Annotated in this window: 18 protein-coding genes; 8 read left to right on the top strand and 10 right to left on the bottom strand. The window is 58.9% G+C overall.

All coding sequences use genetic code 11. From position 1 onward, the window contains the following. Positions 1 to 184: 184 nt before the first annotated feature. The 7 genes from AT6N2_RS11665 to AT6N2_RS11635 all read left to right on the top strand — a co-directional run bounded on the left by AT6N2_RS11665 (position 185) and on the right by AT6N2_RS11635 (position 9861). Positions 185 to 2077 carry an ABC transporter ATP-binding protein gene (locus tag AT6N2_RS11665; RefSeq protein WP_144579235.1) on the top strand — a complete coding sequence of 631 codons (1893 nt, stop codon included), beginning with the start codon at positions 185 to 187 and terminating at the stop codon, positions 2075 to 2077. Then, positions 2074 to 3975, top strand: coding sequence for an ABC transporter substrate-binding protein (locus tag AT6N2_RS11660; protein ID WP_063948407.1), 1902 nt, complete (start codon positions 2074 to 2076; stop codon positions 3973 to 3975). Before AT6N2_RS11665 ends, AT6N2_RS11660 begins: the two co-directional genes overlap by 4 nt. 1 nt (position 3976) lies before the next feature. Next, positions 3977 to 4975: an ABC transporter permease gene (locus AT6N2_RS11655; protein WP_144579236.1), complete on the top strand. Its 999-nt coding sequence runs from the start codon at positions 3977 to 3979 to the stop codon at positions 4973 to 4975. Continuing rightward, positions 4972 to 6147 carry an ABC transporter permease gene (locus AT6N2_RS11650; RefSeq protein WP_063948403.1) on the top strand — a complete coding sequence of 392 codons (1176 nt, stop codon included), beginning with the start codon at positions 4972 to 4974 and terminating at the stop codon, positions 6145 to 6147. The genes AT6N2_RS11655 and AT6N2_RS11650 overlap by 4 nt, the downstream gene beginning before the upstream one ends. A gap of 72 nt (positions 6148 to 6219) precedes the next feature. Continuing rightward, positions 6220 to 7428 (top strand): glycosyltransferase family protein, encoded by a 1209-nt coding sequence (locus tag AT6N2_RS11645; protein WP_063948401.1) that lies wholly within the window; start codon positions 6220 to 6222, stop codon positions 7426 to 7428. A gap of 37 nt (positions 7429 to 7465) precedes the next feature. Further along, on the top strand, positions 7466 to 8713 hold the full coding sequence (locus tag AT6N2_RS11640) for a glycosyltransferase (RefSeq protein WP_209086969.1): 1248 nt from the start codon (positions 7466 to 7468) through the stop codon (positions 8711 to 8713). Continuing rightward, the gene (locus AT6N2_RS11635; protein ID WP_209086966.1) at positions 8710 to 9861 is read left to right on the top strand and encodes a glycosyltransferase family protein; all 1152 of its coding nucleotides are present in this window, start codon (positions 8710 to 8712) and stop codon (positions 9859 to 9861) included. Before AT6N2_RS11640 ends, AT6N2_RS11635 begins: the two co-directional genes overlap by 4 nt. Here AT6N2_RS11635 and AT6N2_RS11630 read toward each other — a convergent pair. From AT6N2_RS11630 to AT6N2_RS11605, 6 genes are all read right to left on the bottom strand, one after another. Then, a complete protein-coding gene (locus AT6N2_RS11630) occupies positions 9827 to 10567 on the bottom strand; it encodes a copper homeostasis protein CutC (RefSeq protein ID WP_209086964.1) in 741 nt (246 codons plus the stop codon). The two genes, AT6N2_RS11635 and AT6N2_RS11630, sit on opposite strands and share 35 nt — an antisense overlap. Positions 10568 to 10593: 26 nt before the next feature. Then, the gene (locus AT6N2_RS11625) at positions 10594 to 11799 is read right to left on the bottom strand and encodes an MFS transporter (RefSeq protein ID WP_063948393.1); all 1206 of its coding nucleotides are present in this window, start codon (positions 11797 to 11799) and stop codon (positions 10594 to 10596) included. Between the two features lie 59 nt (positions 11800 to 11858). After that, positions 11859 to 13292, bottom strand: coding sequence for a M81 family metallopeptidase (locus tag AT6N2_RS11620; protein WP_209086956.1), 1434 nt, complete (start codon positions 13290 to 13292; stop codon positions 11859 to 11861). Between the two features lie 10 nt (positions 13293 to 13302). After that, on the bottom strand, positions 13303 to 15222 hold the full coding sequence (locus tag AT6N2_RS11615) for a beta-N-acetylhexosaminidase (RefSeq protein WP_209086954.1): 1920 nt from the start codon (positions 15220 to 15222) through the stop codon (positions 13303 to 13305). Positions 15223 to 15266: 44 nt separating this feature from the next. After that, positions 15267 to 16049 (bottom strand): SDR family oxidoreductase, encoded by a 783-nt coding sequence (locus AT6N2_RS11610; RefSeq protein WP_063948387.1) that lies wholly within the window; start codon positions 16047 to 16049, stop codon positions 15267 to 15269. A gap of 80 nt (positions 16050 to 16129) precedes the next feature. After that, entirely contained in the window at positions 16130 to 16993 is an 864-nt protein-coding gene (locus AT6N2_RS11605; protein ID WP_063948385.1) for a MurR/RpiR family transcriptional regulator, read from the bottom strand. Between the two features lie 243 nt (positions 16994 to 17236). On the opposite strand from AT6N2_RS11605, the gene AT6N2_RS11600 reads away from it, so the two are divergent. Further along, on the top strand, positions 17237 to 17722 hold the full coding sequence (locus AT6N2_RS11600; protein WP_209089667.1) for a hypothetical protein: 486 nt from the start codon (positions 17237 to 17239) through the stop codon (positions 17720 to 17722). Between the two features lie 145 nt (positions 17723 to 17867). Here the strand turns inward: AT6N2_RS11600 and AT6N2_RS11595 are convergent, their stop codons facing one another. The 4 genes from AT6N2_RS11595 to AT6N2_RS11580 form a co-directional block, all read right to left on the bottom strand. After that, positions 17868 to 18980, bottom strand: coding sequence for an ABC transporter ATP-binding protein (locus AT6N2_RS11595; RefSeq protein WP_209086952.1), 1113 nt, complete (start codon positions 18978 to 18980; stop codon positions 17868 to 17870). Between the two features lie 185 nt (positions 18981 to 19165). Beyond that, a complete protein-coding gene (locus AT6N2_RS11590; RefSeq protein ID WP_209086950.1) occupies positions 19166 to 20398 on the bottom strand; it encodes an ABC transporter substrate-binding protein in 1233 nt (410 codons plus the stop codon). 38 nt (positions 20399 to 20436) lie between these two features. Beyond that, entirely contained in the window at positions 20437 to 21294 is an 858-nt protein-coding gene (locus tag AT6N2_RS11585) for a carbohydrate ABC transporter permease (RefSeq protein ID WP_063948380.1), read from the bottom strand. Beyond that, complete coding sequence (locus AT6N2_RS11580) at positions 21291 to 22175, bottom strand: carbohydrate ABC transporter permease (protein ID WP_063948378.1); 885 nt, start codon at positions 22173 to 22175, stop codon at positions 21291 to 21293. The genes AT6N2_RS11585 and AT6N2_RS11580 overlap by 4 nt, the downstream gene beginning before the upstream one ends.

The following is a 22175-nucleotide window of genomic DNA, read 5'->3' as shown; positions in this document are numbered from 1 at the left end:
AACTTATGGTCAAACAAAAGGCATGAGGCAGGCACCGCATTTCGGAAGCCGGCTTTGAATTTGCTAAACAATTCATTGTTTCAGAGGCATAGACAGACAACAAGCCCTACGATAACGTGAATTTAAGCCCTCCTGAGCAATTGTCACAAGGCAACGATAGAGAGACGGCAAGGAACACTTTGGCATGAGCGCTGGCGCAGATTTGCTCCGTATCGAAAATCTGCGGGTCTCATTTTCTCTCATGGGCGGCACCATCGATGCCGTCAGGGACACCAGCCTTCGCATTCTTCCGGGAAAAGTGACAGCCTTGGTGGGCGAATCCGGCTCAGGCAAGTCGGTCATCGGCCAGACGATCATGGGCATTCATCCCAAGACGGCGCGGGTGAGCGGCCGCGTGCTCTTTACCGATCCAGAAAATGCCGCCGCCGGCCCCGTCGATCTCTTGCAATTGCCGAAGGATGGACGGGAAATACGCTCGATCCGCGGCAATCGCATCGGCCTGATCTTTCAGGAACCCATGACCTCCTTTTCGCCGCTGCACACAATCGGCAACCAGATCGATGAAGCGCTTCGCATTCACAGCATCCTGTCACCGGCAGAGCGTGCTGAAAAAATGTACGAGACCCTCGACCTCGTCGGCTTTTCGAATCCAAAGAAGGTCGTGAACATGTACCCGTTCGAACTGTCGGGCGGCATGCGACAGCGCGCGATGATCGCCATGGCGCTCATCTGTCGTCCGGCACTTCTCATCGCCGATGAGCCGACGACCGCGCTTGATGTGACGATACAGGCGCAGATTCTGAAACTGCTGCGCGATCTTCAGAGCCGGCTCAACATGAGCATGCTGCTCATCACCCACGATCTGGGCGTGGTGGCAAACATCGCCGACGAGGTTGCCGTGATCTATCAGGGCGAAATCATGGAAGCCGGCACCGTCGACGACATTTTCAAGGCGCCTGCCCACCCTTATCTGAAGGGGCTGATGGCGGCTGTGCCTCACTTCGACATGAAGCCGGGCGAAAGGCTGAAGGCGCTGCGTGAAATCAACATCGACCACGAAAGTCTGGTCGGCAAGAAGACCGCCGCGGTTAACAAGACCCCAGGCCCGCTGCTGACGGTAGACAATATCAGCAAGACCTTCACGACCCGCAAATCGAGCTGGTTCCGCAAAGGCGCTGCCAATGCGACGAAGGCTGTCGATAGCGTCAGTTTCGAAATCCGCCGTGGCGAATGTCTCGGCCTGGTCGGCGAAAGCGGCAGCGGCAAAACAACCGTCAGCAAAATCCTGATGCGCGCGGTTCGCCCCGATGAGGGCTCGATAACTTTCCATCGGAAGGAAGGCGATATCGATGTGCTCAATGCCAAGGACGGCGAGCTGAAAGAGCTTCGCTCGAAGATACAGATGGTCTTCCAGGACCCGATTTCCTCGCTCTCGCCGCGCATGACCATCGGCAACATTCTGAGCGAACCGCTTGAAATCCATGGACGCGGCGACGCCAAATACCGGGCGGAAAAAGTTCGCGGTCTGGTCAGGGCGATCGGCCTTGGCGAAAGCGCACTGAACCGTTATCCGCACAGCTTCTCCGGTGGCCAGCGGCAGCGTATCGGTATTGCCAGGGCGCTGGCACTCGGACCGGAACTGCTGATCTGCGATGAACCCGTTTCTGCCCTCGACGTGTCCGTGCAGGCACAAATCCTCAATCTACTGAAGGACTTGCAGCAGGATCTCGGGCTGACCTATCTCTTCATCTCGCACAATCTGGCGGTCGTGGACTATATGGCGGACCGTGTAGCTGTCATGTGTGAAGGCCGTATCGTGGAGCTGGCGCCGCGCGAGAGCCTGATGCGCGCTCCCGTCCACCCCTATACAAAATCGCTGCTCGCAGCCGTGCCCTTCCCCGATCTCGATCGCCCGCTTGATTTTAGCACCATCGGCAAAATCAGCGCGACGGGCAAATTCGACTGGGGCAAACAATTCCGGGATGACGGCGACGGCCAGATGGTTTCAGCCGACCTCGGCGAGGGTCATTTCGTGCTGGCCAACGGCAATGCCGATATCAGGGAGCTTCGCCCTTGATCACGCGTCGCACCACCCTTGCCCTTCTGGCCTCCGTTTTTATGCCGGCCTTTGCGCGCGCCGCTTATGTTGATCCTGACTACTTCAAGGAAAAGCGCGAGAAAGGCGAATTACCGGGCGTCGCCGACCGGCTGCCGAAAAACCCGCGTGTGATCGACGTGAAAGCGCTCGGACGCGAGCCCGGAAAACACGGCGGCACGGTGCGCATGCTGATCGGTGGGCAGCGAGATATCCGCCTGATGCCCATCAGCAACTATGCCCGGCTCGTCGGATATGATGAGAAATTCGAGCTGCATCCGGATATCCTCGAAAGCTACGAGGTCCAGGAAGAGCGCATCTTCACCTTCAAGCTGCGTGAGGGCCACAAATGGTCCGATGGCAGCGATTTCACGTCAGAGGATTTTCGCTATTTCTGGGAGGATGTCGCTCTCAATAAGGAAATCCACAAGGGTGGCCCGCCAATCGAGCTTCTCGTCAACAACAAGCCACCCCAGATCGAGGTGATCGACAAGCTGACCGTGCGTTACAGCTGGGATGGCCCGAACCCGGATTTTCTGGCGAAGCTTGCGGCAGCGTCGCCGGCGCGGCTGTTCTTGCCAGCCGCGTACATGAAGCAGTTCCACGTCAAATATCAGACGCCGGAAAACCTCGCCAAGCTCATCAAGAAAAACAAGGCGGATGACTGGAGCGGTCTGCACATCAAGATGTCGCGGCAGGTGCGCCCGGAAAACCCTGCTCTGCCAACACTTGACGCCTGGCGCAACACCACCGCACCACCGGCCGAACAATTCGTCTTCGAACGCAATCCCTACTACCACCGCGTCGATGAAAACGGGCTGCAACTGCCCTATCTCGACCGCTTCCTGCTGAACGTCACCTCGTCCGACATCATTTCCGCCAAGACAGCCTCGGGCGATAGCGACCTGCAATATTTCGGCCTCGATTTTGCCGATTACACGTTCCTGAAGGACGCGGAGAAGCGTTTTCCCCTGAAGGTTAATCTCTACAAGCGCTCCCAGGGCTCGCGCATCGCGCTCCTGCCAAATCTCAACTGCGCCGATCCGGTCTGGCGAAGCACGTTCCAGGACGTGCGTGTGCGCCGCGCTCTGTCGCTTGCCATCAACCGGCACGAAATCAACATGGTCTGCTTTTACGGGCTCGCCAAGGAAAGCGCCGACACCGTTCTACCGGAAAGCCCGCTTTACCGGCAGGAATTTGCGGACGCCTGGAGCGCCTTTGACCGCGCAGCGGCAAATAGATTGCTCGATGAGGTCGGTCTCGACAAACGCGACGATGCCGGCCTTCGTCTTCTGCCGGACGGCCGCCCGGCTTACATTATCGTCGAGACCACGGGCGAAAGCACGCTGGAAACCGACGTGATGGAGCTGGTCACGGACCACTGGCGGCATATCGGCATCGCGGTTTCCGTTCGTCCTACCCAGCGTGATGTTTTCCGAAAGCGCGCCATGGGCGGCGAAGTCTTGATGTCGGTGTGGATGGGGATGGATAATGGCGTGCCCACGGCCGACATGCTGCCGTCAGGGCTTGCCCCCACAGGCGACGACCAGCTTCAATGGCCGGTCTGGGGCATTCACTATCTCTCGGGCGGCCGCGAGGGGAAGGAGCCCGACCTGAAGGAAGCAGCCCATCTGCTCGATCTCCTGAAGACCTGGCGCAGAAGCGTGACAGAGGAAGAACGCGAGGCGATCTGGCTGGAAATGCTTGGCGTTTACACCCAGCAGGTCTTTTCCATCGGCATTGTCAACGGCGCGCTGCAACCGGTTGTCCATGTGAAGCGCATGCGAAACGTGCCGGACAAGGCGCTTTTCGGTTATGAACCGACATCGTATCTCGGCGTCTACATGCCGGATACGTTCTGGTATGACGGAGAGGCCTGATATGCTGCGGTATATTTTAAAGCGCATCCTCGTCATGATCCCAACGCTGATCCTGATTTCGATGCTTGTCTTCACCATCATCGAGCTGCCGCCGGGTGACTATTTCGAAAGTTATGTCGCCGAGTTGCGCGCCATGGGCGAGACGGCGAACCTTGCTGAAATCGAGGAGTTGCGCGCCCGCTATGGTTTCGACCAGCCTGCACCGATCCGCTACTTCCGCTGGGCGACGGGTATGTTGGTCGGCGATTTCGGATATTCCTTCGAATATCAGCTGCCCGTCAGCGATGTCGTGGGCGACCGCCTCTGGCTGACGGTGCTCGTGTCCTTCCTGACGATCATCGTCACGTGGCTCATTGCCTTCCCGATCGGCATCTATTCCGCCACCCACAAATACAGCTGGGGCGATTATGGCCTCACCTTCCTCGGCCTGCTCGGCATCGCCATTCCAAACTTCATGTTGGCGTTGATCCTGATGTATTTCGCCAACATCTGGTTCGGCATCTCCATCGGCCACCTGATGGACCGGGAGTACCTCAATCAGGCGATGAGCTGGGCGAAGTTCAAGTCGATCCTCGAGCATATCTGGATACCGGTGCTCATCATTGGCACGGCGGGCACCGCCGGCATGATCCGTCGGCTGCGCGCCAACCTTCTGGATGAGCTGCAGAAACAATATGTGGTGACCGCTCGCGCCAAGGGTCTGCACCCCTTTAAGGTGCTGACCAAATATCCGCTACGCATGGCTCTCAACTTCTTCATCTCGGATATCGGCTCTATCCTGCCCGCCATTATATCGGGAGCGGAAATCACAGCGGTCGTCCTGTCGCTGGAAACAACCGGCCCGATGCTGATCAGGGCGTTGCAGAGTCAGGACATGTATCTGGCCGGCTCGTTCCTGATGTTCCTTGCCTTCCTGACGGTCATCGGCGTTCTGGTTTCGGACATAGCCCTTGCCATACTCGATCCCCGAATCCGCTTTGGAGGTGGTAACGTCAAATGACTTCATCCATCCCGAAGCCCGGCGACGCCCTTCCCCATTATGTCTCGACAGCGCCTTTCGATCCTTCTCTGATCGAACCCAACACATCGGGCATGGCCGCCTTCAGCAAGGCGTCGCAGCTGCGCCTGATGTGGTGGCAGTTCCGCCAGCACAAGATTGCCGTCTGGTCCGGCGCTTTTCTGCTGGTGCTTTATCTGTCCATCCTCATCTGCGAATTCCTTGCGCCCTATAATCTGCACACCCGCAACATCGATCATATCTACGCGCCGCCGCAGTCCATTCATCTCTTCAACGACGGAAAATTTGTCGGGCCCTTCGTTTATGGCCGCGAGATGACGCTCGACATGGATAATCTGCGGCGCGTCTACCGCGACGTGCCAACGGATATCCAGCCGCTGCGCTTCTTCTGCAAGGGTGACACCTATCGTTTCTGGGGCCTGTTTGAAGGCAGAACCCACTTCGTCTGCCCGGCCGAAGGCGGAGAAATGTTCCTGCTTGGCACCGACCGGCTCGGCCGTGACGTGCTTTCCCGCATCATCTACGGCGCGCGCATTTCGTTGACTATCGGCCTTCTCGGCGTCGCGATGAGCTTCGTTCTCGGCATTGTGATCGGTGGTCTCGCGGGATATCGCGGCGGCACATTCGACCTGATCGTCCAGCGCATCATCGAGGTGCTGCAATCCATTCCGAGCATTCCGCTCTGGCTGGCGCTCGCCGCAATCATGCCGGTGACCTGGAGCCCCATCCTCGTCTATCTCGGCATCACCATTATTCTCGGCATGCTGGACTGGACGGGCCTTGCGCGCGCCGTGCGTTCCAAACTGCTGGCGCTTCGCGAAGAAGACTATGTTTTGTCAGCACAATTGATGGGCGCCGGAACTTCGCGCATCATTGGCCGACACCTCATTCCCGGCTTCATGTCACATCTCATCGCTTCGGCGACGCTCACCATTCCCGGCATGATCCTCGGCGAGACTGCGTTGAGCTTCCTCGGCCTCGGTCTTCGGCCACCGATCACAAGTTGGGGAATTCTGCTCACGGAGGCGCGCAGCGTCAGCGTCATTGCGCTATATCCGTGGCTTCTCATCCCGACGATCCCGGTCGTTCTCGTCATCCTGGCCTTTAATTTCTTCGGCGACGGACTACGTGATGCGGCGGACCCCTTCAGATAAAATGGAATACACCTTGATCTATTGCCCTTCAGCCATCGCCTTTTTTGTGGAAGGCAAAAAGAGGTGTGGCCCATGAGCTCCCGTTTGAACGACGCGCGCATTCTCATGTACAGCCATGATTCCTTCGGTCTCGGCCATCTGCGGCGCTGTCGCACGATCGCGCACGCGCTGGTGGAGGACTATCGCGGCCTGAACGTTCTCATCATTTCAGGCGCCACCATTGCCGGTGCATTCGATTACCGCGCCCGCGTCGATTTCGTGAAAATCCCGAGCGTCATCAAGCTCCGCAATGGTGAATACACCTCGATGGACAGGCACATCGATCTTCAGGAAACGCTGAAGATGCGCCGCTCCATCATCTATCATACCGCCGAAAGCTTTAAGCCTGACATCTTCATCGTCGACAAGGAGCCCATGGGCTTGCGCGGCGAGGTGGAAGAGACGCTCGCCTATCTCAAGGGACAGGGCACCAAGCTCGTCATCGGCCTGCGCGACGTCATGGATGCGCCGCAGCTGCTCGAGGCCGAGTGGAAGCGCAACAATGTCATGAACAAGATCGGCAAGCTCTATGACCATGTCTGGGTCTATGGTCCGCCTGATTTTCACGATCCGCTGACAGGGCTCGACGTTCCGAAGACCGTTCGCGACAAGATGGATTTCGTCGGCTTTCTCCAGCGATCCAAGACGCAGGCCGAGACAGTGGCTCACCGGCCGGAAGGCGATTATCTTCTCATCACCACCGGCGGCGGCGGCGACGGCAGTGAATTGATCGACGACGTCATCAACGCCTATCACCATGACCCAGAACTCACCCACAAGGCGCTCGTCGTGCTTGGCCCCTATATGCCGGCAGACCAGCGCCAGCGCTTCATGAGCAGCGTCGCCGATATCCCGCATATCGAGATCATCGAATTCGATAACCGCATGGAAGACCTCGTCGCTGGTGCGCAGGCCGTTGTCTCGATGGGCGGCTACAATACTGTTTGCGAGATATTATCCTTCGATAAGCCCGCCCTCGTTGTGCCCCGCACGGTACCGCGGGAAGAACAGCTGATCCGCGCCAGTCGTGCATCCGAGCTTGGTCTTTTCGACATGCTGCTGCCGGAAGATGCCGAAAACCCGGCAAAAATGGCGGCAGCGCTGAAGGCCCTGCCCAATCGCGCGCCGCCTTCGGTCAGCGCGCGCGGCTTGAAGCTCGACGGTCTCGAAAACATCTCCCGCAGAATTGCCGAATGGCTGCCGCCCGAGGGTGAGAGATCACAGATGACGCTGAGCGCCTGATGTCGGCTCGACACCAATTTTTAGAGACATACACGCTGTGACTGATACGAAAAAGATCGTGGTGCTCCTGAAGGGCTACCCGCGCCTGTCTGAGACGTTCATCGCCCAGGAACTTCTGGGGCTGGAAAAGGCGGGGCTGGAACTCGAACTCGTGTCGATGCGCCGGCCGACGGACAAGAAACGTCATCCTGTCCACGATGAAATCCGGGCGCCCGTCACATATCTGCCGGAATATCTGCATGAAGAGCCTTTGCGGGTCCTGAAAGCGCTCTGGGCCTGCCGCAAGAAGCGCGGTTTCAGCAGAGCGCTTCGCCGTTTTTTCAGCGACCTGCCGCATGATTTCAGCCGAAACCGCTTCCGCCGCTTTGGGCAGGCCGCGGTGCTCGCGCATGAATGGCCAGAGGATGCCGAATGGCTGCATGTCCATTTCATCCACACGCCCGCGTCGGTCGCAGCCTATACCCATCTCATCACGGGCGTGCCGTGGACGATTTCGGCGCACGCAAAGGACATCTGGACCTCCGGCGACCGCGACCTTGCCGCCAAGCTGCAAAGCGCCCGCTGGGCCGTTACCTGCACCGCTGGTGGCTTTCAGCACCTGCAGACCCTTTCCGGGGCGCGGCGGAATGTGCATCTAAGCTATCACGGTCTCGATCTCACCCGATTTCCGCATTTCGAAACGCCCCGCCCAGCGCGGGACGGATCCAATCCGGATGACCCCGTTCGGATTTTGAGCGTCGGTCGGGCAGTGAAGAAAAAGGGCATCGATATTCTGCTGCGGGCACTCGCTTCGCTTCCCCATGGCATCCATTGGCGCTTCACCCATATCGGCGGCGGTGACGAACTGACCCCACTGAAAAAACTGGCCGACGAACTCGGCATCGCCGACAGGATCGTCTGGACCGGCGCCATGGACCAGAAGCAGGTGCTGCAGAATTATCGGGAAGCCGACCTCTTTGCGCTGGCCTGCCGCATCACCAGCGATGGCGATCGCGACGGTCTACCCAATGTGCTGGTCGAGGCAGCGAGCCAGGCGCTGACCTGCGTTTCCACCAATATTTCAGGCATTCCGGAGTTCTTCGTCAATGGCGAAAACGGTCTGCTGACGGAGCCGGAAAATCCGGCAGCCTTTGCGGAAGCGCTGCGCAGCGCGATCACCGATCCGCAACTGCGCCAACGTCTGGGCGCTGCCGCAGAAAACCGTGTGCGAACCGCCTTCGATCATCGCACCAGTATCGCGGAATTGAAGGCTCTGTTCGAGACCGAGTGGGAAAAGACACCATGACCGAGATGGAAAAACGTCCCTGTGTTTTCTTTTACGTCCAGCATCTTCTCGGCATCGGCCATATTGCCCGCGCCAGCCGCATCGCCAATGCTCTGCAGGCGGATGGCTTTGACGTTGTTCTCGTCACCGGCGGTACTCCAGTTCCGGGTTTTCCGGGTGAAGGCATCCGCCATGTGGAGTTGCCGCCGATCGCCGTGAGTGACGGCAGCTTTTCCGGCCTTGTCGACAGTGCCGGTAAGCCGGTTGACGACGCCTTCAAGAACCTCAGAACCGATATGCTGATCGGCGCCTATCACGGCGCGAAACCCGATATCGTCATCATCGAGGCTTTCCCCTTTGGCCGCAGACAGGTGCGCTTCGAATTGCTGCCGCTGCTGGACGAGATTGAAGACAGCGAACAACGCCCGCTGGTCATGACATCGCTGCGTGATATCCTGCAGGAAAAGACCAAGCCGGGCCGGGACGAAGAGACCGTTTCCCTGGTGAAGAAACATTTCGACGCGGTGCTGGTGCACGGTGATCCCGACTTCGCCAGGCTGGAAGATACCTTCCCCCTCGCGAACGAGATCAGCCAGCGCATTGTCTATACCGGGCTCGTCGCCCCGCTGCCACCGCCGGAGCCGGTGGAAAAATTCGATATCGTCGTTTCCGCAGGTGGCGGTGCTGTCGGTGCAGCGCTCATCCGGGCAGCGCTTGAGGCCGTCCCGTTGCTCCCTGGCATCAAAAGCTGGTGCCTCGTCACCGGCCCGAACATGCCGCAGACGGATTTCGATGCGATCTCCGCTGAAGCGCCGGACAATGTCTCCGTCTTCCGCTTCCGCAAGGATTTCGCCAGTCTTCTGGCAGGCGCGCGGCTTTCGGTCTCGCAGGCGGGCTACAACACCGTTTGCGACATCCTCCAGGCGAAATGCCGCTCGCTCCTGATCCCCTTCGCAGCCGGTGGCGAGACGGAGCAGAGCGCCCGCGCGGAACGGCTGGCGCGGCTCGGGCTGGCGCAGGTGCTGGAGGAAAAAAACATCTCTGGACAGTCCATGGCCGACGCCGTCGAGGCAGCTCTGGCGCTGCCGGAACCGGGCAAGGTTCACCTCGATCTCGATGGCGCCGCCGGCACCGCTAGAGCGCTACGCCGCCTTTATGACGAGCGGTGAGAATTGCCTTTAATTGGCGCACGGCGGCTTCGTCCGTCGCCTTCCGCCCTGCACCGGTGAAACCAAGCTTCGCCACCATGCTTTCCGGATCATAGGATGGCACGGCGGAACAGGAAGCGTGGATTTCCGTGATCGGAAAGCGACACAGCAAAGCCTGAACGCTTTGCGGGCGCACACCGGCACCCGGCATGATGACGATGCGGCCCTTGGCGACATCTGACAGACGCGCCAAAGTCTCGATGCCCTCCAGCGCCGAGCGCGCACCGCCTGAGCTGAGGACGCGAGGAAAACCGAGCGAGATAGCAGCCTCCAGAGCCTCATCCAAATCGGGCGCGACATCGAACGCGCGGTGAAGCGTCATGTCCAGCCCATCCGCGTGGCGGCGCAATTCTTCAAGCAACAGCATATCAAGCGAGCCATCGGCACGCGATGCGCCGATCACCACGCCGGAAAGCCCTGCCACGCGTGCCGCATCGATATCGCGCTTCATCACGTCGGCCTCGTCGCGCGTGAACACGAAATCGCCGGCGCGCGGCCGGATCATCACGCTCACGGGCAGTCCATAGGTCGCCGCCCGCTGCATGAACCCTGCCGATGGGGTGACCCCGCCGCCCGAGAGCGCGGCACAAAGTTCGATACGGTCTGCCCCGCCCCTCACGGCCGCTTCCAGACCCGCCACATCGTCCACGCAAATTTCGAGAATCATAGGTACCTCTTTCATCCGGGTGGCCGTTACCTGCGGCGGCCGGTCCCATCAAGCGTGTAGAGCATATAAACGCCGCCCAAACCGACGATCGCACCGAGTATCGACGTGCCGGAATAGCTGGTGACCAGCGTTCCCAAAGCAAAAATGAGAGCGCCGAGACCAGCCCCAAGGAAGATGTTCACGGCGATCAGCGAGCTTCCGAGCCCCGGCCGGTCTGCGATCAACTCCTGTAGATAGGTGATGGGAATACTGATGATGGCGGCTGCACCCAGCGCGCTGATGAGGGTTTGCGCGTAAATGTGCCATGGCGCGGTCGCGAGCCCCTGCAGGACAAGGTATATCGCATAAAGTACCGAGCCAGCCGCAAGCGTGAGCGTTTGCGGCATCTTCTTCTCGATCCAGCCCCAAAAGAGAATGAAAACGATTTCCAGCGCGGCAACGATACCGGCGACGATGCCGATATCTGCGACCGTACCCCTTGCCTGTCCGGTGATGATGAGCGAGCGGATAGAGTCGTTCAGATGCAGCATCGAGCAGATCAGCGCGATGGCGATGATCCGCAACAGCACCCGCCGCGATCCGATTTCCGAAAGCGAAGCCATAAAGCCGAAGCGCGCCTCCGTATTGACCACCGCCGGCGTCGCCGCGCGTGGCAAGCAGAAAGCAACCAACAGGAAGCAGACAAGCGCGCAAATGCCCGAGAACAGGAAGGCCAGAAGCATATTGCCGGAGTTCACAAGGAAAATGCCGACGATACCGGGCACCAGAACCCAGGACAGGGAGATGGTGGCGCGCATGATCGAATTCACCGCGATCATGTCGCCGGTCGAGAGGTTGCGTGCGTCCGCGCGCACATGCGCGAAGATCAGCGAATTCATCGCCCCGAAAATCGGAAGCAGAAGGAGCTTGGCGCTGACGAAAGCCGTGGCGTTGCCGACCAGATAGACCAGAAGATAACCGCTAACGCCGAAAAGCGCGATGAACAGCATGGGTTTACGATATTCTCCCAGCCTGTCGGCCACGATCCCCATCAACACGCTGGCACTGACGTTGATGATGGCGGCAAACAGCATCAGCATCGAATAGACGCTGTTGCTGAGCCCGATTTCGCGAATACCGATGACTGCCTGATAGGGGGCCGTCGCGGCATTCGAGAAGCCAAAAAACAGGATGGCGAGCGCCCCGATGCGGATCGACGGATTGTTGATGACGATGGAAAGAGCCGATGGCATGGGAATTCGCCTGGATGTGATCCGGCTTTGCCGGATCGGGGTAAACTATCGGAGCGCCGTCATCGCCAGCGGGCCGACAGAACGGGTGTGGGTGAATAATCGAAATCCGGTTTCCAGGGGTAAAAATCGCCGTCCCGACGTTGGTTCGGCAGGTTCTCGATATCCTGGTTGATGACCCCTTCGGTCAGAGCCATCAAATTCGGGTTAGCGATGGGCGCAAGCTCCGGTGAAAGATAACCGGACTTGACGACCAGTAGCCGCACCTCCTTTGGATTAAAGCCAAGACGGGTGAAATCGGAAATCATGTGATAGGGCCTGCGCCGCGCCGCCAGAATGACCGTGATGCCGCCGATGGCGACCACCGCCTGCCGTTGGTCAGCAGCACCTGGATCGTCCAGTTTCACAACACGGGCCTCGACGGTCACGGACGGGCTCTGCGGATCGAGACTGCCACCGATCTTCAGAGAAAGATGCGCGCCCTCACCAGCAGCAAAACAAGCGTCAACAGCCGGCCGGTCGGTTATGCCGCCCAGCAACGCACCCTGCCAGTTGCGCTCAATCAGCGCCGCCATTACATCGGCGCGGTCGCCCACTCCGCCGCCCGTCGGATTATCGCCGGAGTCGGCAAGAATGATCGGCCGTGTAGCGGTCCTTTCGGCAATCCCCAGGATGGTGTCGAGCGGCTCCGTCACCGGACCAAAACGAAAATCCTGCCTTGCATCCCAGTAGGATTGCGCAATTTCGGTGGCGACAGCCTTTGCCGCCGCCTTGTCGGTCCCCGTCACCACCGCGCAAGCGGTCGCCCTCGGCTCATCGGCCCAGACGTAACCGATCATGAAATTCGCATCCCACACGCCGGACCGTGCATCGTAATCCGGCAGGGCGGCATAGAGGCTTTTGGCAGGCTCGTCTTCCGTGGACGTCTTTTCGCCCGGCAGCAGAACCGGAATTTTCGCCCAGGCCACGCCGGGCTTCTCTCCCGTCTTCAGGGCCTTGTTCAGCATCGTCCAGGCACGCACCATCGTTTCGCGTACGTCGATATGCGGGGCTGTCCGATAGGCGGCGAAAATATCCAGCTGATCGATGATGGTCTGGCTGACATTGCCATGCAAATCGTAGCTCGCCGCGACAACAACATCCGGGCCAACCAAAGCTCGGGCACTGGAAATCCAGTCGCCTTCCGCATCATCCATGCCCTCGACATTCATCGCGCCATGCATGGCGAGATAAAGCCCGTCCAGCGGCAATGCGGTCTTCAGACGCTCGAGGAATTCGTCCTTGAACGCATCATAGGCGGCGCGTGAAATCGGGCCGCCCGGCACCGCCCGCGCATGCAGCAGCGGCAGCAGTTCCGCCCCGCCCTCGCCAAGGAAATTGAAATATTCCGCCTCCAGAAGATCTACGCCGCGAAAGACGCGAAAATCCTCCTGCACCATCAACACGGGGGAATAGGTGCTGCACTCGGTATGAATACCGCCAATGGCAATGCGCATCCCACCCTCCTCAATAAACCGGGTTCAACGGAACGATGGCTGCAAAACGCAACCAGTCCTTTTGCGCCTTCGGCGTCCACGCCGCCTCGGCAATGGCCGGAAGCCTTGGGAAAACGAGGTGGTTGAAATAGGCGCGGTTGAGGAAATGTTCGGACCAGATGCAGGCCTGAACGCCTTTCATCCTTTCCTTCAATTCGTCGGGAAAGTGGCCAACGGCCTCATACGCGTAGGTATGCGACGGCGGAACGGTGCCAGCCCAGCTTGCCCCCGGCTCCTGCCAGGCCTCATCCTGCACCATGTCGAGATAATAGGCCTGACCTGGCGTCATCACCACGTCATAACCCTGCTTTGCCAGCTCAAGCCCGACCTCCGGCTTTTGCCACGCCATCAACAATGTTCCCGACGGATCGACGCCGCCGCCGTGAGAAACCTCATCCCAGCCGGCAAGCTGGCGGCCGCGCTCATGCAGCATGGTCTGAACGCGCTTCATGAAGTAGGACTGAATACCGAAAGTGCCATCGAGCCCTTCCTTCTCCATGAGACCCCTCGCAAGCGGCGAGGCCAGCCACGATCCGTCCGCAACCTCGTCACCGCCGACATGGATCAGCCGTGACGGAAAGAGTTCAACCATCTCGTCAAAGATCTTGCCGAGGAATTCGTAAGTCTGCTCGATCGCGGGGTTAAGTGCATTGTTCGGGTATCCCTGCACGGAACGGTAGCTGTCAGGTGCTTCCTGCCCATCCGTCAGCTCCGGATAGGCAACCAAAGCCGCCGTGCTATGACCGGGAATATCGACCTCCGGCACGACCTCGATATTCAATGCCGCCGCATGCGCCACCACGAGACGCACATCGTCCTGCGTGTAAAAGCCGGAAACCGGCTCCGCCCCATTGCCGAGCTGTGGCAGGAGCGGCGCATCCGGGCCACGCGTCGCACCGACAGTCGTGAGCAGCGGATAGGCCTTGATTTCCAGACGCCATGCCTCATCGTCCGTCAGATGCCAGTGGAAGCGGTTCATACGCAGCCATGCGAGAATATCGATCAGCCGTAGCACATCGTCTGTCGGATAAAACTGCCGCGAAACATCGAGATGGCAGCCGCGCCAGCTATAGCGCGGCGCATCGCCGATGGTGCCCGAAGCTGGGAACCGGAATTTCGGATCGACGCGCGCGCCATGCAGCAGCTGCGCCAGAACCGTCAGACCATATTGCAGACCGGCAGCAGCCGAATATTCGACTGTCACAGCGTCGCTGGAGAAGGAAATGCGGTAACCTTCCGCTTCCAGCCCGCTATGCCGCTTGAAATGCAGTGGTTTTCCTTCATGCACCGGCGCAAGGCTGAAAGGCACATGCCCGACGGCAAAGAGCCTGCGGAACAGCGACAGCACGGTTTCCACCGCAAGCACTTCTTCGGCTCCCGCATCTTCCGTCGGGAAGAGTGCGACGGGAAAGCCCTCGCCGGGCTCGGCGTCGATTTCGGCGGGCCAGGGCTGAATGGCGAAGGGCAGATCGAGCTTGCCTTCGGGAAGCAGCACCGGCGCCGGTTCGCTGTGACGGCCATCCAGCATCAAGTCACCCACATCCACGGCGCGATGCGTGCCATCGGCAAGGCTGATGTAAGCAGACTTTGCCCCATCCGTGCGGTGCCTCGCCGGTCGCAGCAGGCCATCGACGGTAAAGCGCCAGGATTGTCCGGCTTCCAGCACGAAGCCGACCGGCGGCGCAAATTCATGGAAATTGGCATTGCGGCGCAGGTAAACCGCGTTGTCGCAAACCGGCTTGTCCACCGTCCGCGTCAGCGACGTGTAAACGATGCGGAAATCCGTCAACGGCTCACGCGACAGATTGACCAGGGTGAAAGTGAAGCCGCCAGATGCGGAGTCGGCAAGCGGATGCCAGGAATTTTCGAGACGATACTGTGCGAGCGCCATGATGCTCCCCTATATTGCGCATTAAACCCGTAAAAGGGTTTTGATCAGTAGTGTTCGGATTGCGAAAACGTCCGCGCCAGCGGCGCCTGCCCGGCCGTCAGGCCACAATCGACCGGCAGGCACACGCCGCTGATGGCAGCAGCCTGAGGACCCGACAGAAAAGCGACCGCATTTGCGACATCTTCGGGCTTGACGATCCGTTGCAGCGGGTACCAATGCTGCGCTTCCTCAAATACCCTGGGATTGGTCGCGGCACGGGCCTCCCACGCCTGTGTGCGCACCGTGCCGGGCGCAACGGCGTTGGCGCGAATGCCGAACTTGCCATATTCAACGGCGATCAGTTTCGTCAGATGGATCAAGCCGGCCTTCGCCGCGCTGTAAGCCGGATGACCGAAGACTGCCATGCCGTTGACGGAGGTGATGTTGACCACAGAGCCCTGCGTGCGCTTCAACGCTTCCTCGAATGCCCTGAAGCAGAGAAACGGCGCTTCCAGATTGAGCGCATTGTCCTTGCGCCAGATTTCGGGCGTCGTATCATGCAGGCTGACGGCTCTTGCAGCACCCGCATTGTTAACGAGGGTGGCGACATCACCCAGTTCGGCGACTTCAGCCGCCAGCCTTGAAAGGTCCTGCGGGTCCGTAACGTCGCAGGTCTTCGCAATGACTTCGGAATCGGACAACAGCGAAACAGCCCCAGAAAGGGCGTCAGCGTCGATATCGACCAACACCACCCTTGCATGGGTCTCAGCGAGTGCCGCGGCAATTGCCCGGCCAATATCGCCGGCCGCGCCGGTTACCACGGCAAGTTGGTCTTTTCTGTCTTGCATGTCCTGCAACTCCCTTGAAGCTTGCAACCCATCGTTAAGCGGGTTCAGGCAAAGCACCTGTTTTGTCGATCATTCCGCCCTCAATCACCGAGCAATTGCCTGTCGTCCGGGTCACGATGCTCGACAAGCTGCTGCTTGATGTGACGCAGGGTCACCATTGACCTTTGCCGTTGATGGTAGGCAGCAAGCGTCGCCAGAACATCGACGGCGGCGAGATAGGCATAGCGCGATGAGGTCGGGCGGAAGATATTGTTTCCCTCGGGCACATTGACCGCCACCACCATATCCGCGGCGGCGGCGACGGGCGTGTCGCTCTGGGTGAGTGCAATCGTCGTCACGCCCATTTCGCGCGCCAGCCTGAAGCACTTCACCAACTCCATATTGCGCCCCGAAAAGGACGAGCCGATAATCACGTCTTCCTTGCGTGCTGCGGCCGTCATCATCAGCTGCATGCTGTGATCGGCACTGGTCGAAACCCGCAACCCAAGGCGGAACAGTCGGTTCTGAATCTCGGAAGCGATCATCGACGAATTGCCGCCCGCTCCGAAGGCATAGATCATGCCGCTATTGGCAATCTTTGTCGCCGCCGCATCTGCAAGCGCCGGATCGAGCGTCCTGTGTAGCAGAAACAGAGCTTCCTGCGCCTTGGCCAATACCTCTTCAGCAACGTCTGACGGGCTGGTGCTGGAGGGCTCGGACGTCAGATATCGAACGCCGACATAAGCCGTCTTGGCAAGGCTCACCTTGAAATCGGAAAAGCTCTGGCAGCCCAGCCGCCGGCAAAAACGCGTCACCGTTGGCGGCGATACTTCCGCGCGGGCCGCAAGCTCGATGATCGACGCATTGACCGCAAATTCGAAATCCGAGACCAGAATGTCGGCTATCCGCCGCTCCGACTGCGAGAACTGTCCCCTGTCTTCCTGAATCTTTGCAAAAATATCCATGCTCGCCGGTCTCCGTTGTGCCAAAACCTAAAGTCTGGCCCCGTTCCCGATGCATCCTATTAAGATGCGCCGGTCAACCGCATTCCTCCTTGAAACAAGCGTATTTCGTCCCTCTGACGACAGCACCGACATCTCCTTGATGAAAATAATTTTCTCTGTTGATTGAGAGATGAGCATATGCCAACAATATTCACCAGATAAATATCCAAAATCTGAAAATAATTTCAACACTGGATCCGAATGATGCGCGACCCCTTCAAAAATCCCTTCCCCGAAAGCGACAGTGCCCGCCACTCCATCTGGGAGATGCTGGTGACGCGCGACATCGATGCCTTCCTCGCCGCTGACTGGTCGAGGGTCGCGGGCGATTTCGTCGAGGATGGCTTTCTCGGAATCAATGCCAACAGAGATCCAAACCCGGACAACTGGCGCCTGTCTTTCCCATCTCTTTCGGCCTATCGGGAGGAATGGCTGCGGCAGGCGCATGATTTCCAGACCCAGAAATTTGCGGACGATCCGCGCCACGCCATTTTCACGACAACCACGCTCGAAGAGATCGAAGTGGAAGGAGAAACCGCGCTGGTGCGCAAGAAGTTCGACGGCGGGCTTCGCAAGGCCGATGGCGGCTTTGACGTCATGAAATGGCAGACGCTCTATTATTGCAGGCTGCACGAAGGGCTCTGGAAAATCAGCGGCTTCACCGGCTACATGCCCAACCCCATGCCTTGAACCAACAAGCATCAGAGAAAGATGTGAACGCCGGGCAGAACGTCCGGCGTTGTTTTTTCGTCTCGAGACAGAAGACCGCCGGACACGGGTCGTGTCGGAAACAGCCGGGCATGGGTCAACAGATGTCATGGCCCGGCTCCAGCCCCTATTGTATCAACTTCAGAACGGAGAGATCGACGCGTCGCTCGAGCGCAATGCCGCTCTCATCGAACAGATGGCAATCGGCGGCCTTGATGCCGGTGACAATGGGCTCGTCCACGACAACAGGTGCCGAGCCCGACAGCAGGGCGCAATAATTCTCGCCCGTCGGCGCGACCCCGTAAGCGATCGTGTTGATCCCGAGCCGCTCGATCACACTCGGCGCAACCTTGATATTAAGATCGGCGGCTTCAAGCAGGGTATGTTCCGGGCGAATGCCAAGCGTCAGCTTAGAACCCTGAAGACCCGCACGAGGCTCCACCGGCACGGTGATTGTCTGGCCTTCATATGCCACAGTCACGCCCTCTGCGCTGACTGATTTGCAGGTGACCTTCAGGAAATTCATTTTGGGATTGCCGATGAAACCGGCCACGAACAGGTTTGCCGGCTTGTGATATAGCTCGAGCGGTGCACCGACCTGGGCGATTTCGCCGGCATTCAGCACCACGATGCGGTCGGCCATGGTCATGGCTTCCACCTGATCGTGAGTGACATAGATCATCGTCGCCTTCAGCGTCTTGTGAAGATTGGTAAGCTCGATACGCATGTCGGCGCGAAGGGCGGCATCGAGGTTTGAGAGCGGCTCGTCGAAGAGGAATATCTTCGGCTCCCGCACAATCGCACGGCCGATAGCGACGCGCTGGCGCTGGCCGCCGGACAACATGCCGGGCCGCTGCTGCAGGCGCTGGTCGAGCTGAAGGATTTTCGCAACGCCTTCAACCTTCTGCTTGATCTTCTCCTCCTCCATCTTCTCGACCCGGAGGGGAAATGCGATGTTTTCGAAAACAGTCATATGCGGATAGAGTGCATAGGACTGGAAAACCATGGCGATGCCGCGCTTGACAGGCGGCAGTTCGTTGACCTTCACGCCATTGATGACGACGTCGCCGGCGGAAATGTCTTCAAGGCCGGCGATCATGCGAAGCAATGTGGATTTACCGCATCCGGAAGGACCGACAAAAACGACGAACTCGCCATCCCTGATGTCGAGCTGAACGCCCTTGATGACTTCGAAATGTCCATAGTTCTTGCGGACGTTGTTGAGATAAAGCTGACCCAAGACTTGCCTCTCCCGGCAGCGGCCGACATCAGGCCGCGTTCAGAGATGTCCCGAACCCGCGCCACACCGCGCCGGATCGAAACCGTTGAAAAAACACGGGAGAAGCACCTGAAGGCGCCGGCATTCCCGCGGCGAAAACCGATCGGATGCGGGCAACGTTGCGCCCGCATCCTCCTCATGGATGTTTACTTGTACTGCTCGAGAGCGGCGGATGCCTTCTTCGCGGCATCTTCCGGTGTTGCCTTGCCAGTCACGACAGACTGCACCATCTCGATCATGGTATCCTGGAAGCCCTTGTAGTCGGTGAAGAGCGGCTCGGGACCACCGTAGGCGATGCCATCGATCAGCGGCTTCCAGAAGGGGTCCTTCGCGACGAATTCATCGACCTTGGCCGACGGGCGCAGCGGGGTCAGGCCGGCGCCGCCCTGCAGCTCATATTCGCCCTGCGGGCCAGGCGAAGTGATGAATTTGGCAAACTCGGTCGCCTTTTCTTCAACACCGGTTCCCTTGAAGATCGCAAGGCTGTCGGTGATGAGCAGGGTGCCGGGCCCCTTGGCTTCAGGACCGAGCGGAAGCGTCGTGATGCCCCAGTTGATCTTGGTTTCCTGAAGACGGGTTGCAGCACCCGACCCGGCCTGGATCATGCCGACCTTGCCATCGAGGAAGATGGCGCGGATTTCGTTCTGCTCATAGGCCGTTGGACCTTCGACGGAATAAGGCGTGATGTCCTTGTAGGCCTTCAGGGCTTCAACAACCTGCGGGCTGTCGACGGTGATCTTGTCGCCGTCGATGACCTTGCCGTTGTTGGTGTAAACCCAGTGCATGAACTGGTGCATGGTGTTATCGAAGGTCTTGGCAGGCAGGCCGTAACCGGCAATGCCCGTCTTTTCCTTGATCTGCTTGGCGAAGGCGATTTCTTCCGCCCATGTCTTTGGCGGCGTTTCCGGATCGAGGCCAGCCTGCTTGAACAGGTCCTTGTTCCAGTAAAGCGCCTTGGTGGAGAAGGCCACCGGTACGCCCCACTGCGTATCCTCGAAGGTCACGGTGTCGACGATGTGCGGGTAGTAGCTCTTCTTCTCTTCATCCGACATCGGCACCGGAACGATGAGATCGTTCTGCGCAAACTGCTTCAGTGTGCGCGAACCGACATAGGCCATGGCGACCGGCGTGCCAGCGGCAGCGAGCGTGGTGGCCTTATCCTGGCACTGTTCCCAGCCGACGACCTCAGGCACCACCTTCCAGCCGGCATTCTTGCCTTCCCATTCCTTGATGTATTTCTCATGGATCGGGTCCATCTTGTCGCCGCAGTAGATCCAGCTGATCTCCTTGTCGGCGGCATGTGCCGTCACCGTGCCAAGGGCGGTGGAACCGGCAAATGCGAAGGCGCAGAGCGCCAAACCGTAATGTTTCAGTGCCATTGTAGTCTCCCGTTTTGGTGGTCGTTCCGGTTATTGCTTTATTTCACCGCGCCGGCGGTCAGCCCGCCGACGAGATATCGTTGCATCAGGAAAATCGCGATCATTGCTGGCGCGATGCCGACGAAGCTTGCCGCCATCAACTCGTTCCAGACCACTTCCTGCCGGCCGAAATAGGCAAACAGTCCAACCGGCAGCGGCATATATTCGGTCTTGGAATTGAAGGTCAGAGCGTAGATGAACTGCTGCGCATAGGCCTCGATGAACGAGGAAATGGCAACGACAGCGATGCCCGGCGTTGCAATCGGCAGAACCACGCGGCGCAGCGTGTAAAGGCGGCTTGCACCGTCCACATAGGCCGCCTCCTCCAGCTCGCGCGGTATGCGGCGCATATAGGTTACCAGAAGCAGGATGCCCGTCGGGATGATGAAGGCGACGCCGGGGATGATCATCGCAAAATAGGTGTTCAGCACGCCGATCGACCGCATGAGGCGAAACAGCGGAATGAGCAGCACCGCGCCCGAGAACATCTTCACCGCGAGGAATATGCCCAGCAGCAGACCGGCGCCCTTGAAATTGAAGCGGGCAAATGCATAGGAAGCGGGTATCACCAGCACGAGAACGATGAGCGTGATGCTGCCGGCGATAAAGAAGGAATTGAAGATATAGATGGCAAAGCCGGGAACGCTGACCCACATCGTCCGGTAGGCTTCAAACGAACCATTCTCGGGCCAGAATTTGTAAGGCGACGAAAAAAGCAGGCTGAGCGGCTTCAGCGAAACCAGAAAACCTTCCACAAAGGGCGCCAGAACGAAGGTCAGGAACACGGCGACGCCGCAATAAATTCCGATGATTTCATACCAGGCGTAGCGGTTGATCCTCGCATGTCTGTCGCTCATCGGCTGGCCTCCTGCGAGATACGGCTGGTGATACGGAAATAGAAGAAGGTGAAGATCGACAGGAAGATGCAGATCAGCACGGCGCGGGCAGCGCCTTCGCCATATTTGTAGGCCCCGATCGCCGTCTTGTAGGTGTCGATGATCATCGTCGTGGTTTCGCCATTCGGTCCGCCACGGGTGAGAATCCAGATGATATCGAAGGAATTGAACGTCGAAATCAAGGACAGGACCGACATGGTAATCATGGCCGGCAGCATCAGCGGCAGTGTTATGCGACGGAAGCGATAGGCGCGGCTTGCGCCATCCGTCCAGGCGGCCTCATACAGGTCCTGTGGAATGGATTGGATGGCGGCCAACAGGTAAAGCGTCACCATGGGAACACCGATCCAGACATCCGTCACGATCGTTGCCCAGAAGGCCGTTTTGCCATAGGCGAGGAAGGCGATGGGGCCGTCCACCAGGCCGAGATTCTGCAGCACTCCGGAAATCATGCCGAACTGACCGTTATACATCCAGCCCCACATGAAGATACCGATAGCCATCGGCACGATCCATGGCGGCATGGTGAGGATGCGAAACAGCGCCCGGCCGGGAACGGCGGAATTCAACAGCACTGCACCAAATGTGCCGATGATCATCTTTATCGAGACGGAAAAAAACGTCCAGATAAAGGTCCGCGTGATGACATCGGCGAAAGTCGCATTGAAAATCTTCTCGTAATTGACGAAACCTACCCAGTTCGTCACCTTTTTAAGCGACGCATCGGTGAACGACAGAATGAAGGTGTCGACCAGCGGGTAAGCAACGACAAGCGTTATATAGAGAAGCGCCGGGACAAGAAGGAGCCAGGCGAAAATGACTGCGCTGCGTTTAGCATCCAT

The sequence above is a fragment of the Agrobacterium tumefaciens genome (assembly GCF_017726655.1).
In the GTDB taxonomy this organism is placed as follows: Bacteria; Pseudomonadota; Alphaproteobacteria; order Rhizobiales; family Rhizobiaceae; genus Agrobacterium; species Agrobacterium tumefaciens_B.
This window is presented reverse-complemented; position numbering and strand designations above follow the sequence as displayed.

Coding starts and splice junctions, on each gene's coding strand:
- AT6N2_RS11665 (WP_144579235.1), top strand. CDS start 185: ATGAGCGCTGGCGCAGATTTGCTCCGTATCGAAAATCTGCGGGTCTCA.
- AT6N2_RS11655 (WP_144579236.1), top strand. CDS start 3,977: ATGCTGCGGTATATTTTAAAGCGCATCCTCGTCATGATCCCAACGCTG.
- AT6N2_RS11650 (WP_063948403.1), top strand. CDS start 4,972: ATGACTTCATCCATCCCGAAGCCCGGCGACGCCCTTCCCCATTATGTC.
- AT6N2_RS11645 (WP_063948401.1), top strand. CDS start 6,220: ATGAGCTCCCGTTTGAACGACGCGCGCATTCTCATGTACAGCCATGAT.
- AT6N2_RS11635 (WP_209086966.1), top strand. CDS start 8,710: ATGACCGAGATGGAAAAACGTCCCTGTGTTTTCTTTTACGTCCAGCAT.
- AT6N2_RS11630 (WP_209086964.1), bottom strand. CDS start 10,567: ATGATTCTCGAAATTTGCGTGGACGATGTGGCGGGTCTGGAAGCGGCC.
- AT6N2_RS11625 (WP_063948393.1), bottom strand. CDS start 11,799: ATGCCATCGGCTCTTTCCATCGTCATCAACAATCCGTCGATCCGCATC.
- AT6N2_RS11620 (WP_209086956.1), bottom strand. CDS start 13,292: ATGCGCATTGCCATTGGCGGTATTCATACCGAGTGCAGCACCTATTCC.
- AT6N2_RS11615 (WP_209086954.1), bottom strand. CDS start 15,222: ATGGCGCTCGCACAGTATCGTCTCGAAAATTCCTGGCATCCGCTTGCC.
- AT6N2_RS11610 (WP_063948387.1), bottom strand. CDS start 16,049: ATGCAAGACAGAAAAGACCAACTTGCCGTGGTAACCGGCGCGGCCGGC.
- AT6N2_RS11605 (WP_063948385.1), bottom strand. CDS start 16,993: ATGGATATTTTTGCAAAGATTCAGGAAGACAGGGGACAGTTCTCGCAG.
- AT6N2_RS11600 (WP_209089667.1), top strand. CDS start 17,237: ATGCGCGACCCCTTCAAAAATCCCTTCCCCGAAAGCGACAGTGCCCGC.
- AT6N2_RS11590 (WP_209086950.1), bottom strand. CDS start 20,398: ATGGCACTGAAACATTACGGTTTGGCGCTCTGCGCCTTCGCATTTGCC.
- AT6N2_RS11585 (WP_063948380.1), bottom strand. CDS start 21,294: ATGAGCGACAGACATGCGAGGATCAACCGCTACGCCTGGTATGAAATC.
- AT6N2_RS11580 (WP_063948378.1), bottom strand. CDS start 22,175: ATGGATGCTAAACGCAGCGCAGTCATTTTCGCCTGGCTCCTTCTTGTC.